The sequence below is a fragment of the Pseudomonas sp. R4-15 genome (assembly GCF_055768815.1).
Map to the genome: position 1 here is coordinate 1,294,415 of NZ_CM147293.1, position 12,793 is coordinate 1,307,207.

The 12,793-nt window shown below is 65.9% G+C and carries 12 protein-coding genes; 9 read left to right on the forward strand and 3 right to left on the reverse strand.

Annotation, left to right across the window (positions count from 1 at the left end):
* Position 1 precedes the first annotated feature (1 nt).
* The 3 genes from ACYRGX_RS06115 to gpmI form a co-directional block, all read right to left on the reverse strand.
* Entirely contained in the window at positions 2–1,330 is a 1,329-nt protein-coding gene (locus tag ACYRGX_RS06115; RefSeq protein WP_473056640.1) for a S41 family peptidase, read from the reverse strand.
* A 42-nt stretch (positions 1,331–1,372) separates the two neighbouring features.
* A complete protein-coding gene (locus tag ACYRGX_RS06120) occupies positions 1,373–2,623 on the reverse strand; it encodes a murein hydrolase activator EnvC family protein (RefSeq protein ID WP_473055719.1) in 1,251 nt (416 codons plus the stop codon).
* Between the two features lie 135 nt (positions 2,624–2,758).
* Positions 2,759–4,294, reverse strand: a complete 1,536-nt coding sequence (gpmI, locus tag ACYRGX_RS06125; RefSeq protein WP_473055720.1) for a 2,3-bisphosphoglycerate-independent phosphoglycerate mutase — start codon at positions 4,292–4,294, stop codon at positions 2,759–2,761.
* Between the two features lie 145 nt (positions 4,295–4,439).
* Between gpmI and ACYRGX_RS06130 the strand changes: the two genes are divergently transcribed.
* From ACYRGX_RS06130 to ACYRGX_RS06170, 9 genes are all read left to right on the forward strand, one after another.
* Positions 4,440–4,853 carry a rhodanese-like domain-containing protein gene (locus tag ACYRGX_RS06130; RefSeq protein ID WP_473055721.1) on the forward strand — a complete coding sequence of 138 codons (414 nt, stop codon included), beginning with the start codon at positions 4,440–4,442 and terminating at the stop codon, positions 4,851–4,853.
* 2 nt (positions 4,854–4,855) lie between these two features.
* The gene (gene grxC, locus ACYRGX_RS06135; protein WP_473055722.1) at positions 4,856–5,119 is read left to right on the forward strand and encodes a glutaredoxin 3; all 264 of its coding nucleotides are present in this window, start codon (positions 4,856–4,858) and stop codon (positions 5,117–5,119) included.
* 31 nt (positions 5,120–5,150) lie between these two features.
* Complete coding sequence (secB, locus tag ACYRGX_RS06140; protein WP_473055723.1) at positions 5,151–5,624, forward strand: protein-export chaperone SecB; 474 nt, start codon at positions 5,151–5,153, stop codon at positions 5,622–5,624.
* A 127-nt stretch (positions 5,625–5,751) separates the two neighbouring features.
* Positions 5,752–5,910, forward strand: a complete 159-nt coding sequence (locus ACYRGX_RS06145) for a YqaE/Pmp3 family membrane protein (RefSeq protein ID WP_473055724.1) — start codon at positions 5,752–5,754, stop codon at positions 5,908–5,910.
* 111 nt (positions 5,911–6,021) lie between these two features.
* Positions 6,022–9,516: a response regulator gene (locus ACYRGX_RS06150; RefSeq protein ID WP_473055725.1), complete on the forward strand. Its 3,495-nt coding sequence runs from the start codon at positions 6,022–6,024 to the stop codon at positions 9,514–9,516.
* Entirely contained in the window at positions 9,517–10,335 is an 819-nt protein-coding gene (locus tag ACYRGX_RS06155; RefSeq protein ID WP_473055726.1) for a CheR family methyltransferase, read from the forward strand.
* Positions 10,332–10,919 carry a chemotaxis protein CheB gene (locus tag ACYRGX_RS06160; protein WP_473055727.1) on the forward strand — a complete coding sequence of 196 codons (588 nt, stop codon included), beginning with the start codon at positions 10,332–10,334 and terminating at the stop codon, positions 10,917–10,919. Before ACYRGX_RS06155 ends, ACYRGX_RS06160 begins: the two co-directional genes overlap by 4 nt.
* A gap of 5 nt (positions 10,920–10,924) precedes the next feature.
* The gene (locus ACYRGX_RS06165) at positions 10,925–12,118 is read left to right on the forward strand and encodes a hybrid sensor histidine kinase/response regulator (protein WP_473056641.1); all 1,194 of its coding nucleotides are present in this window, start codon (positions 10,925–10,927) and stop codon (positions 12,116–12,118) included.
* 56 nt (positions 12,119–12,174) lie between these two features.
* Entirely contained in the window at positions 12,175–12,471 is a 297-nt protein-coding gene (locus ACYRGX_RS06170) for a hypothetical protein (RefSeq protein ID WP_473055728.1), read from the forward strand.
* The last annotated feature ends 322 nt before the right edge of the window (positions 12,472–12,793 follow it).

A 12,793-nucleotide genomic window follows, 5' to 3' on the forward strand; every position in this document is an offset into this window, starting at 1 on the left:
CTTAACGCTCGCGGGTGATGCTCAGCCCCTTGAGCAGGTTAAGCGCCTGGTTCAGCTGGAAGTCGTCGTCCTGCGGGCGCGGCTGGCGTTCGCTGCGGCTGCCGCTGGGACGATCCGCACCACCGTTGCCATTGCCCAGGTGACCGGCCAAGTCGGCTTCGCGGAACACTTCGCCGTCGTCCTTCTCGCGGGTCACCTTGGCGCGTGCCACCTCGACGTCGGGGACGATGCCCTGGGCCTGGATGGAACGCCCGTTGGGCGTGTAGTACAGCGCGGTGGTGAGTTTCAGGGCGCGATCGTTGTTCAGCGGCAGCACGGTCTGCACCGAGCCCTTGCCGAAGCTCTCGGTGCCCATCAGCACGCCACGCTTCTGGTCCTGCAGGGCACCGGCGACGATCTCCGCCGCCGAGGCGCTGCCGCCGTTGATCAGCACCACCAGCGGTACGCCTTCGCTGGCGTCGTCCGGGTTGGCGCTGAAGCTGAGCTCGGAGTTGGGGATGCGCCCCTTGGTGTAGACGATGCGGCCGCTGGTGAGGAAGTGGTCGGCCGTCTCCACCGCGGCCTGCAGGACGCCGCCGGGGTTGTTGCGCAGGTCCAGCACCAGGCCGTCGAGCTTGCCGCCGTTCTCCTTGTGCAACTTGGCCAGCGCCTTGCCGACTTCCTCGCCGGTGTTGATCTGGAACTGGGTGATGCGCAGGTAGCCGTAGCCTTTCTCGAGCAACTGGCTCTTCACGCTCTGCACCTTGATCACCGCGCGTTCGAGCTTGACGTCGAACGGCTGGCCGCCCTCGCGCACCAGCGTCAGGACGATGGGGCTGCCGGGCTTGCCGCGCATCTTGTCCACCGCCTCGTTGATCGACAACCCTTTGGTGGGCTGGCCGTCGATCTTGACGATCAGGTCGCCGGCTTCGATCCCGGCCTTGGAGGCCGGGGTGTCGTCGATGGGCGAGACTACGCGGATGAAACCGTCCTCGATACCGACCTCGATGCCCAGGCCGCCGAATTCACCGCTGGTGCTCTCCTGCAGCTCGGCGAATTCCTGCGGGTCGAGGTAGGCCGAGTGGGGATCGAGGTTGCTGAGCATGCCCTTGATGGCATTCTCCAGCAGCGTCTTGTCGTCCACCGGCTCGACATAGGCGGCCTTGATGCGGTCGAGCACCTCGGCGAAGGTGCGCAATTCATCCAGCGGCAGGGGAGCCTTGCTGTTCTCCTGGGTGACCGGGATCGGCGCGAGCGAGGCGGGAGGCTGCTGCTGCGCCTGCACGGCATTGCCGGCCGCACCCAGCGCCAGGGCGAGGGCAAGCGAGGAGGGGCGAAGGAAGTGGCGCAGCTGCGGCATGTCGAACTCCGGTTCAGGTCGATTGAGTGCGCGCTAGCCTTGCGCGCGGCACCATTGTGAAGGGTCTGTGGGACGCCCTTGCTGACGAATCGCAAAATACAGCGCGGGGCTTTGCTGGCCGCCGCTGCGGCCGACGGTAGCTACGGTATCACCGGCCTTGACCAGTTCGCCGGCTTTCTTCAGCAGGCTCTGGTTATGGCCGTAGAGCGTCAGGTAACCGCCGCCGTGATCGATGATCACCAGCAGCCCGGCACCGCGCAACCAATCGGCGAACACCACGCGGCCGCCGTGGACGGCGTGGACTGCGGCGCCATCGCTGGCGCCGATCAGTACGCCGTCCCAGGTGCTGCGGCTGTCCTCGCCGCGCTGGGTGCCGAAGCGCGCGACGATGTGCCCGTTCACCGGCCAGGGCAGCTTGCCGCGGGCCTTGGCGAAGGGGCCTCCGAAACCGGTGGAGGCGCTGCTGACCAGGGCCTGGTCGGCGCCTCCGGAGCGAGGGGCCTCGCTGGAGCGGCGACGGGCTTCGGCCAGCGCGCGTGCGCGCGCTTCCTCGGCTTCGCGCGCCTGCCGGGCGAGCGTCTGCTCGATGGTGCGCAGCACCTCGGCGAGCTGCTCACGATCCTTCTCGCGGGCTTCGAGGCGGCGGTTGCGCGTGCTGTATTCGCGTTCCAGCTTGGCCAGGGCCTGCTGACGCTGTTCGCGGGCCTCGCCCAGCGCCTGGCGGCGTTCGTCGAGCGCGCTGCTGCGCTCGGCCAGCTGCGCCTGCTCGGCGTCGATGTCCCGTTGCACCGCAGCGAGCTGGCGCAGGGTCTCGTCGAACTGCTGCAACTGCCGGGTACGCGCCTGGCTCAGGTAGTCGTAGTAGGTCAGTACCCGGTCGAACTGCTCGGGGTTCTGCTGGTTGAGCAGTAGCTTCAGGTACTCCTGGCGGGCGCCGCTCTGGTAGGCGGCGCGTGCCTGGATGGCGATCAGTCGCTGTTGTTCGACACGGGCACCTTCGAGGGTGGTCTTTTCCTCGTCGAGCCGCTGCAGCTCCTTCTGGTTCTGCTCGATCTGCCGTTGCAGGCCGTCGATCTGCTTTTGCAGGTCGCCGATGTCCTTTTCCGTGCCGCGCAGCTGTTTCTCGACGCTGCCCTTTTCATCCTGCAGCTTGCCGAGCACCTGCTTGAGCTCGGCGATATCGCGGCGCGCGGCCTCCAGTTCCTTCTGGGTATTGGCCTTCTCGTCGGCCTGGGCACTGCCGAACAGGCAGGCCAGCAGCAGCACAGTGAGCACTCGACGCATCGGGGGGTAGCAACCTCGGCGGCTGGGGCGGTGGGCGAATTCGATGGCCTGGCGATTGCCAGGCCCATGTCGCGCGGCATGCGGCGCTCTAGTATGCCTAAAAAGCAGACGGGGCGCTCGACGCTGCGCTGGCGGTCAGTCGAACTCCACCAGCGACTTGCCGGTCATCTCGCCGGGAACCGGCAGGCCGAGCAGCGTCAGCATCGTCGGGGCCACATCGGCGAGCACGCCGCCCTCGCGAATCCGCAGCGTGCGCTGGCCGACATAGATGAAGGGCACCGGCTCGGTGGTGTGCGCGGTGTGCGCCTGGCCGGTGCTTTCGTCTTCCATCTGCTCGCAGTTGCCATGGTCGGCGGTGATCAGTGCCTCGCCGCCGACCTTCTCGAGGGCGTCGACGATGCGGCCGACGCAGGTGTCCAGGCATTCCACGGCTTTCACCGCCGCGTCGAAGACGCCGGTGTGGCCGACCATGTCGCCATTCGCGTAGTTGACCACGATGACGTCGAAGCGCTGCTGCTCGATGGCCTCGACGATGCGGTCGGTGACCTCGGGGGCGCTCATTTCCGGCTGCAGGTCGTAGGTGGCGACCTTGGGCGACGGGATGAGGATGCGCTGCTCGCCCTCGAAGGGTTCTTCGCGGCCACCGGAAAAGAAGAAAGTGACGTGGGCGTACTTCTCGGTCTCGGCGATGCGCAACTGGGTCTTGCCGTTGTTCGCCAGGTATTCGCCCAGCACGTTGTGCAGCTCGGAGGGCGGGAAGGCGCAGGGGGCGGGAATGCTCGCGGCATACTGGGTGAGCATGACGAAGCTCGCCAGCTGCGGGCAGCGCGCGCGCGCGAAGCCGTCGAAGTCTTTCTCGACGAAGCAGCGACTGAGCTCGCGGGCGCGGTCGGCGCGGAAGTTCATGAACACCACGGCGTCGCCATCCTCGACACGCACGCGCTCGCCGATGGCGGTGGCCTTGACGAATTCGTCGCTCTCACCGCGCTCGTAGGCGGCCTGCAGCCCGGCGACGGCGCTTTGCGCCTGATGCTCGGCCTTGCCATCGACGATCAGCTCGTAAGCCTGCTGCACGCGCTCCCAGCGGTTGTCGCGGTCCATCGCGAAGTAACGGCCGATCAGCGTGGCGGTACGCCCCTTGCCGAGGCGGGCGAAGGTCGCGTCGAGCAGCTCCAGCGATGCCTGGGCGCTCCTGGGCGGCGTGTCGCGGCCATCGAGGAAGGCGTGCAGGTAGATCTTCTCGGCGCCACGGCGGGCCGCCATTTCGCACATCGCCACCAGGTGCTCTTCGTGGCTGTGCACGCCGCCGGGGGACAGCAGGCCGAGTACGTGAACGGCCTTGCCGGCGCCCACGGCCTGGTCGACGGCCTTGCCGATCACCGGGTTCTCGAAGAACTCGCCGTCGCGGATCGCCTTGGTCACGCGGGTGAAGTCCTGGTACACCACGCGCCCGGCACCGAGGTTCATGTGGCCGACTTCGGAGTTGCCCATCTGCCCGTCGGGCAGGCCGACGTCCATCCCGCTACCGGAGATCAGGCCATGCGGCTGACGCGCGTAAAGCGCTTCAAGGCGCGGCGTGCGCGCCGCCATGACGGCGTTGTGTTCGGGGTGATCGCTGTGGCCGAAGCCGTCCAGGATGATCAGGACCAGGGGTTTGGGCGTGGGCGTCATGGGCGGCTCGCAAGGCTTCCGATGGTCGAAAAAAGGGGCGTCATTCTACCCCCAGGGGCACAGGCCGTCACCGCAACGGTCAGGGTTCAGCCGCTTGGGGACGCTGTGTATACTGGCCGGCATTTTACCGTGCCGGAACCCCAAGATGGTCGCCAAGCTGATTGAATTCGTCTCCACCCACTATTACCTGAGCGGCGTTTTCGTGGCGCTGCTGGCGCTGCTGGCGTTCAACGAACTGCGTCGCGGTGGGCGCAGCCTGAGCAACCGCGAGCTGACGTCGATGGTCAACAGCGGTGAGGCTGTGGTGTTGGACGTGCGGACGAAGAAGGAGTTCGATGGCGGTCGTATCGTCGATTCCGTGAACATTCCCCATGACAAACTGGTCAACCGCCTCTCCGAACTGGAGAAGCACAAGGCCAAGACGCTGATCGTGGTCGACGCCGCCGGCCAGCACGCGGGCACTTGCGTCCGTGAAATGGAAAAGGCCGGCTTCAAGGCTGCCCGACTGTCCGGCGGGATTTCCGGATGGCGCGGCGACAACCTCCCCGTGGTCAAGTGACGATGTCCAGAACCCTGATCTACACCACCGCCTGGTGCCCCTACTGCATCCGTGCCAAGCAACTGTTGGCCCGCAAGGGCGTCGATTTCGAGGAGGTTCCGGTCGACGGCAACCCCTCGCTGCGTGCCGAGATGGCGCGCAAGGCCGGGCGCCAGACGGTGCCGCAGATCTGGGTCGGCGAGACCCATGTCGGGGGTTGCGACGACCTCTTCGCCCTGGAGCGGGCCGGTCGCCTGGACGCCCTGCTCGCTGCCGGAAATTCCTAACCTCAAGCAAGTCAGTAAAAGGCCAACACCCATGAGCGAACAGAACGGTGCCGCCGAAGGCGCCCAGCAACCCCAGTTCTCCCTGCAACGCATCTACGTGCGTGACCTGTCCTTCGAGGCGCCGAAAAGCCCCGAGATCTTCCGTCAGGACTGGCAGCCCAGCGTTGGCCTGGACCTGAACACCCGGCAGAAGCCGCTCGAAGGCGACTTCCACGAAGTGGTGCTGACGCTCTCCGTGACCGTGAAGAATGGCGAGGAAATCGCCTTCATCGCCGAAGTCCAGCAGGCCGGCATCTTCCTCATCAAGGGCCTCGATGCCGCTTCGATGAGCCACACCCTCGGTGCGTTCTGCCCGAATATCCTGTTCCCCTATGCCCGTGAAGCGCTGGACAACCTAGTCACTCGTGGTTCGTTCCCGGCACTGATGCTCGCCCCGGTGAACTTCGACGCCCTCTACGCGCAGGAACTGCAGCGTCAGCAAGCGGGCGAGGCCAGCGAGAGCTGAGGCCGAGGGTCTGTTGCCGCGTCATTTACGGCTCGCGAAAGACGCTGCAACAGACCCTAAACGTCGGAACCTCCGGCGCGCTCCCCCGGTCCCATGCGGGTTGACCTCACCGCAAGGAGCAATCCGCATGGACCTCATCCGCATCATCTTCGCCATCCTCCTGCCTCCGCTGGGCGTATTCCTGCAAGTGGGCCTCGGTGGCGCCTTCTGGCTGAACATCCTGCTGACGCTGCTCGGCTACATCCCCGGCATCGTGCATGCCGTGTGGGTGATCGCGCGCCGCTGAGCGGCGCGGTCCGGTGCTCGCGGCCGCGTGTGCCACTGGTTTACCATCAACGGTCCCCGTGCCGGTCAGTCACGCTGACCGGCCCATCTCGGCACAGGACGCAGAGCAGCGATGACCCGAAACGACGCCATCGACCAGGGCAACTTCAACCGGATATTGAGGCGCAATGTCGCCATGCCGCTCGGCCTGGGCCTGCTCAGCTCCTTGTTCTTCGGCGTGGTCATCTACTACCTGCTGAGCATCGGCCAGCAGATCGAACGCTCCGACCAACTGATTGGCGAGACCAACGAGACGTTCAAGCTGGTGGTCGACATGGAGACCGGCCTGCGGGGTTATCTGGTCACCAACGAACGCCTGTTCCTGGAGCCCTACCTGCGCGCCGGTGAGCGCCTGCCCGGACAACTCGAACAGTTGCAGGAAGCGCTCGCCGACGACCCGGTCCAGCTGCAGCGCTTGTCGCGCATCGCCGCCGATCACACCGAGTGGCAGCGTTATGCGGAACAGTTGATGCAATCGCGGGAGGCCGATGACGGCCGCTACGTGGAGCTCATGCGCAACCTCTCCGGCAAGCGCATGATGGACAGCATTCGCGAGCGCTTCTCCGAGTTGATCGCCCGCGAGAACCAGTTACGCCGTGAGCGCAGCGAGGCGGCGGAATCCTTCACCCTCTTCGGCGTCGGCGGCTTCATCCTGCTGACCCTGCTGATCAGCGCCTTCCTTGCGGCCATGGGGCGTCGCGAGCTGACCCGTCTGTCCGCCACCTACGATGAGGTGCTGCGCCTGCAGGGCGAGCACACCGAGCGTCTGCAGCGTCAGTCCTGGCTGCGCGCCGGGCAGAGCCAACTGGCCGAGGAGGTCATCGGGCAACTGGCGCAGAAGGCGCTCGGCGAGAGCATCCTGGCGTTTCTCGCACGTTATCTGCGAATGGTCGCCGGCACGCTCTACAGCAATCAGGAAGGCCGTCTGCGGCTGATCTCCGACTACGGCCTGGATGCCGCGCAACGCAGCACGCGGAGCGACATGGGGCTGGACGAGGGGCTGCTCGGCCGCGCCGTGCAGCAGCGTCGGACCCAGCGGCTGGACAAGCTGCCGCCGGGCTACCTGCGGGTCTCCTCTTCGCTGGGCGACAGCCCGGTGCAGTCGGCGCTGATCGTGCCGGTCCACGACAATGGCGAACTCAAGGGCGTGATCGAACTGGGTTTCCTGCGCGAGCTGGGCGACGAGGACGTCGAACTGCTGGAACTGCTGGCGGGCAATATCGGCTCGGCACTGGCCGCCGCCGATTATCGCCAGCGCCTGCAGAACGCATTGTCCGAGGCCCAGGCGCTCAACGAGGAATTGCAGGTTCAGCAGGAAGAGCTGCGCAGTGCCAACGACGAGCTGGAGGCACAGTCCTCGGCGCTGCGCGACTCCCAGGCGACCCTTGAAGCGCAGCAGGCGGAGCTCGAGCAGACCAACGAGCAGTTGGCCCAGCAGGCCCAGGCCCTGGAGCAGCACCGCGATCAACTCGGCGAGCGCAACCGCGACCTGCAGCAGGCCCAGGCGATGCTGGAGACCCGTGCCGAAGAGCTGCAGCGCGCCAGCCGCTACAAGTCCGAGTTCCTCGCCAACATGTCCCACGAGCTGCGCACGCCGCTGAACAGCTCGCTGATCCTTGCCAAGCTGCTGGGCGACAACCCCCAGGGCAACCTCAGCGAAGAGCAGGTGAAGTTCGCCAACTCCATCTATTCCGCCGGCAACGATCTGCTCAGCCTGATCAACGACATCCTCGACCTGTCCAAGGTCGAGGCGGGCAAGATGGACGTGCATCCGGAGGACACCGGCCTGGCGCGTCTGGCCGAGAACCTGCGTTCGCTGTTCCAGCCGCTGGCTGAGCAGAAGGGCGTGGACTTTGTCGTGCAGCTCGCCAGCGACCTGCCGCCGAGTGTGCACACCGACAGCCAGCGTTTGCAGCAGATCCTCAAGAACCTGCTGTCGAACGCGCTGAAGTTCACCGATCAGGGGCGCGTCATCCTTGATGTCTCCCACGTCCCCGAGGGCGTGCTGTTCCGCGTGCAGGACACCGGCATCGGCATCGCCGCCGAACAGCAGGAAGTGATCTTCGAAGCGTTCCGCCAGGCCGACGGCACCACCAACCGGCGTCACGGCGGTACCGGCCTGGGTCTGTCGATTTCCCGCGAGCTGGCACGCATGCTCGGCGCGCGGATCAGCGTCAGCAGCGAGCCGGGCAAGGGCAGCTGCTTCTCCCTGCTGTTGCCGTTGCGCTATGACGCCGAGGCGGCCGCGCCGCAGCAGACCGCGCGCGTGGAGCCGCTGCCGCCGCCCGCCGTGGTCGCGCCGAAGCCCAAGCCTGAACCGGCAGCCGCCCCCGCCCCCGCGCTGCCGACGTTTCCCGATGACCGCGAGCAGCCCGCCAGCGGCGAACGCTGCGTGCTGGTCATCGAGGACGAGCGACAGTTCGCGCAGATTCTCTACGACCTGGCCCACGAGCTGGGCTATCGCTGCCTGGTGGCCCATGGCGCCGACGAAGGCTACGAGCTGGCCCGTGAGCAACGTCCCGACGCCATCCTGCTGGACATGCGCCTGCCCGACCACTCCGGCCTCACGGTGCTCGAGCGCCTCAAGGAAACGGCCTCCACCCGTCACATCCCGGTGCACATCGTCTCCGTGGAGGATCGCAAGGAGGCCGCGCTGCACATGGGGGCCGTCGGCTACGCGACGAAACCGGTGACCCGTGAGGAGATGAAGGACGTCTTCGCCGCGCTCGAGCAGCGCCTGGAGCAGAAGGTCAAACGCGTGCTGCTGGTGGAGGACGACGACTTGCAGCGCGAGAGCGTGACCCGTCTGATCGAAGACGACGACATCGAGATCACCGCGGTCGGCCATGGCGAGCAGGCGCTGGAACTGCTGCACCAGCGTCCCTTCGACTGCATGATCATCGACCTCAAGCTGCCTGACATCGACGGCAGCGAACTGCTCGCGCGCATGGCCAATGAAGCGATCCAGGCCTTCCCGCCGGTGATCGTCTACACCGGCCGCAGCCTCACCCGCGAGGAGGAGGCCGAGCTGCTGCGTTATTCGCGCTCGATCATCATCAAGGGCGCGCGCTCGCCGGAGCGCCTGCTGGACGAGGTGACGCTATTCCTGCACAAGGTCGAGGCGGACATGCCGCCGGAACGACAGAAGATGCTCAAGAGCGTGCGCAACCGTGACAAGGCCTTCGAGGGACGCAAGATCCTGCTGGTCGATGACGACGTGCGCAATATCTTCGCCCTGAGCAGCGCGCTGGAGCAAAAGGGCGCCCTGGTGGAGATCGCCCGCAACGGTCGCGAGGCGGTGGACAAGGTGTTCGAAGGCAACGAGATCGACCTGGTGCTGATGGACATCATGATGCCGGAGATGGACGGCTTCGAGGCCACCACCCTGATCCGCAAGGATCCACGCTTCGCTCGTCTGCCGATCATCGCCGTCACTGCCAAGGCCATGAAGGACGATCAGGATCGCTGTCTGCGCGCCGGGGCCAACGACTACCTGGCCAAGCCCGTCGACCTCGACCGGCTGTTCTCGCTGATCCGCGTCTGGTTGCCCAAGCTCGAGGTGCTGTAGATGCCCGACCGTACGCTGGAAATCGAGCTGCGCTTGCTGATCGAGGCGATCTACTTGCGCTACAGCTACGATTTTCGCAACTACGCGATGGCTTCGATGAAGCGTCGCGTGGTGCAGGCGCTACGCCACTTCGAGCTGGACAGCGTGTCCCAGCTGCAGGGTGCCATCCTGCGCGATGCGGCGGCCTTCCATCGCCTGTTGCAGTACCTCACCATCCCGGTCAGCGAGATGTTTCGCGATCCGGAGTACTTCCTCGCCCTGCGCCAGCAGGTGGTGCCGTTGCTGCGCACCTACCCCTCGCTGAAGATCTGGGTGGCCGGTTGCAGTACCGGTGAAGAGGTCTACTCGCTGGCCATCCTGTTGCGCGAGGAAGGCCTGCTCGAGCGCAGCCTGATCTACGCCACCGACATCAACCCGACGTCGCTGGAGAAAGCCCGCCAGGGCGTCTACTCGCTGGAAGAGATTCGCGCCTGGACCAGCAACTACCAGCAGGCGGGCGGGCGTTGCAGCTTTGCCGACTACTACACGGCCGCATACGATGCCGCGCTGATCGATACCTCGCTGCGTGACTACGTGACCTTCGCCGACCACAGTCTGGCGACCGACAGCGTGTTCGCCGAGACGCACCTGGTGTCCTGCCGCAACGTGCTGATCTACTTCAACAAGAACCTCCAGGATCGCGCCATCGGGTTGTTCCGCGACTCCCTCTGCCACCGCGGCTTCCTCGGCCTGGGCAGCAAGGAAAGCATCGAATTCACTGCCCACGCGCAGGCCTTCGAGCCCCAGGACAAACCGGCGCGGATCTTCCGCAAGCTATGAGCGTGCAACGCCGCGGCAGGGAGCCGATCGAGGCGCTGGTGATAGGCGCCTCCGCGGGTGGGCTGGATGCGCTGTTTCGCCTGCTCGGCAACCTGCCGGCGAGCTATCGACTGCCGATCATGGTGGTGCAGCACATGCCGCCGCGCGGCCCCAGCCGACTGGTGGAAATCTTCACTCAGCGCACGGCGCTGCAGGTCTCCGAAGCGCGGGAAAAGCTGCATCCGCAACCCGGTTCGCTGTATTTCGCGCCACCGGGATACCATCTGCTGGTGGAAGAGGACCTGAGCTTTTCCCTGAGCATGGACCCACGGGTGCATTATTCGCGGCCGTCGATCGACGTGCTCTTCGAGTCTGCCGCCGATGCCTGGGGCCCGCGCCTGGCCGGGGCATTGCTCACCGGCGCGAATGCCGACGGTGCCGCCGGCCTCGCCGCCATCGCCGAGGCGGGTGGCCTGACCTTCGTGCAGGACCCTGCCGAGGCGCAGGCCGCGAGCATGCCGCGGGCCGCGTTGGCGCGGATGACGCCGGACTATATGCTGCCGCTTGCCGGCATCCACGAACTGCTGCTCGAACTAGGCACATGACCACAATGCTAGAAGACGCCGAACCCGCGAAACTGCTGATCGTCGACGACCTCCCGGAGAATCTCCTGGCACTCGAGGCGCTGATTCGCAGCGAGGTTGCCCAGGTGTACACCGCCGGTTCCGCCGAGCAGGCGCTGGAACTGCTGCTGCGTCACGAGTTCGCGCTGGCCATCCTCGATGTGCAGATGCCCGGTCTCGACGGCTTCCAACTCGCCGAGATGATGCGTGGCGCCGAGCGTACCCGGCACATACCGATCGTCTTCGTCAGTGCCGCCGGGCATGAGGCCAACTATGCCTTCAAGGGCTACGAGAGTGGCGCGGTCGACTTCCTGCACAAGCCCTTGGACGCCCATGCGGTCCGTAGCAAGGTCGCGGTGTTCGTCGAGTTGTACCGCCAGCGCAAGGCGTTGCGCGTGCAGTTGGGCGCCTTGGAACGTGCCCGTCAGGAGCAGGAGCAATTGCTGTGCGAGCTGCGCCAGGCGCAGGGCGAGTTGCAGCGAGCGATCCGCATGCGCGACGACTTCATGTCGGTGGTTTCCCACGAGCTGAAGACCCCGCTGAATACCCTGATCCTGGAAGTGCAACTGCGCCGCCTCTACCTCGAACGCGACAACCTCAGCGCCTTCACGCCCGACAAGCTGGCAGGCATGGTGGAGAAGGACGAAACGCAGATCCGCAAGCTGATTCGCCTGATCGACGACATGCTCGACGTCAGTCGCATCCGCACCGGCCATCTGTCGATCCGCCCGGCGCCGATGGACCTCAGCGAACTGGTCGGGCGGGTGCTGGAGGCTTTTCATCCCCAGCTGACCCAGGCGGGCTACGTGTTGCACAGTGAGCTGTGCGGGCCATTACCGGGCGAGTGGGACGAATTCCGTATCGAGCAGGTGCTGGCCAACCTGCTGACCAATGCCATGCGCTATGGCGAGGGCAAACCGCTGAGCCTGAGCCTGCGTTGCGAGGCCGGCGAGGCGGTGCTGGCGTTGCGCGACCAGGGGCGCGGCATCTGTGAGCAGGACCAGGCGCGCATCTTCAGCCAGTTCGAACGGGTGGACAACGGCGAGCGCGTCGGTGGGCTCGGGCTGGGGTTGTTCATCGCACGGCAGATCGTCCACGCCCATGGCGGTAGCCTCAGCGTGCAGAGCCGCCTGGGCGAGGGGTCCCTGTTCGTCATGCGCTTGCCGTTGCGCCGGGTGTGAGGCGAACGTCGAGCGCCTCGCGCTGCCTAATGGGGACATCCCCAGGAGTGAATCCCATGCGCACGCCCACCCTCGCGTTGTTGATGCTCTTCGGCCTGGCCGGTTCGGCGCTCGCCGCCAATGGCGACCCCGAACCTTCGGTCGAACCCAGCCAATCGCCCGTCCACGATGCCATGCATCGGGATATGGCCAAGCCCGATGAGAGCCAAGGGCACCCGGCCGAAGGCGAGCCGGTACAGCAGCCCAATGAGCAACACAACAATCAGGCCAATGGCCCGACGTCAGGCGGTCAGCCTGACGGTGGGGTAACCCCCGAGCAGCCGTATCGCTCGCCCGGCACGCGCGAAGAGTAACGCTGCGCTGCCCCTCCCCGAGGCGTCCGGCGCCTCCCGTGCACCAACTCGGCAACCCGCGACGGCGCCAATGCCGTCGCGCGGCGCTGACCCGCCTTCGCATCTGCGATGCGGGTCTGTTTTACCTGGGCGAGCTGGCGAAAATGGACTGTTTCATGCTTAGGTTATTCAAGCGAAGAGTGACCTAGGCATCTGTTGACGTTTTGCACGCTGCGGCGGTGACTGAAACCTCGACAGCCCCTGCATTGACGTTTTCCCCCGTCCCGTTGTCCTTTGCAGAAGCCTGGTGGTGGAGAGCCGCCATTCGATCCTGTGATGCGCG

Excerpts from the sequence above, each read along its gene's own strand:
- ACYRGX_RS06155 (WP_473055726.1), top strand. The coding sequence starts at position 9,517 with ATGCCCGACCGTACGCTGGAAATCGAGCTGCGCTTGCTGATCGAGGCG.
- ACYRGX_RS06150 (WP_473055725.1), top strand. The coding sequence starts at position 6,022 with ATGACCCGAAACGACGCCATCGACCAGGGCAACTTCAACCGGATATTG.
- secB (WP_473055723.1), top strand. The coding sequence starts at position 5,151 with ATGAGCGAACAGAACGGTGCCGCCGAAGGCGCCCAGCAACCCCAGTTC.
- grxC (WP_473055722.1), top strand. The coding sequence starts at position 4,856 with ATGTCCAGAACCCTGATCTACACCACCGCCTGGTGCCCCTACTGCATC.
- ACYRGX_RS06160 (WP_473055727.1), top strand. The coding sequence starts at position 10,332 with ATGAGCGTGCAACGCCGCGGCAGGGAGCCGATCGAGGCGCTGGTGATA.
- gpmI (WP_473055720.1), bottom strand. The coding sequence starts at position 4,294 with ATGACGCCCACGCCCAAACCCCTGGTCCTGATCATCCTGGACGGCTTC.
- ACYRGX_RS06130 (WP_473055721.1), top strand. The coding sequence starts at position 4,440 with ATGGTCGCCAAGCTGATTGAATTCGTCTCCACCCACTATTACCTGAGC.
- ACYRGX_RS06165 (WP_473056641.1), top strand. The coding sequence starts at position 10,925 with ATGCTAGAAGACGCCGAACCCGCGAAACTGCTGATCGTCGACGACCTC.
- ACYRGX_RS06145 (WP_473055724.1), top strand. The coding sequence starts at position 5,752 with ATGGACCTCATCCGCATCATCTTCGCCATCCTCCTGCCTCCGCTGGGC.
- ACYRGX_RS06120 (WP_473055719.1), bottom strand. The coding sequence starts at position 2,623 with ATGCGTCGAGTGCTCACTGTGCTGCTGCTGGCCTGCCTGTTCGGCAGT.
- ACYRGX_RS06170 (WP_473055728.1), top strand. The coding sequence starts at position 12,175 with ATGCGCACGCCCACCCTCGCGTTGTTGATGCTCTTCGGCCTGGCCGGT.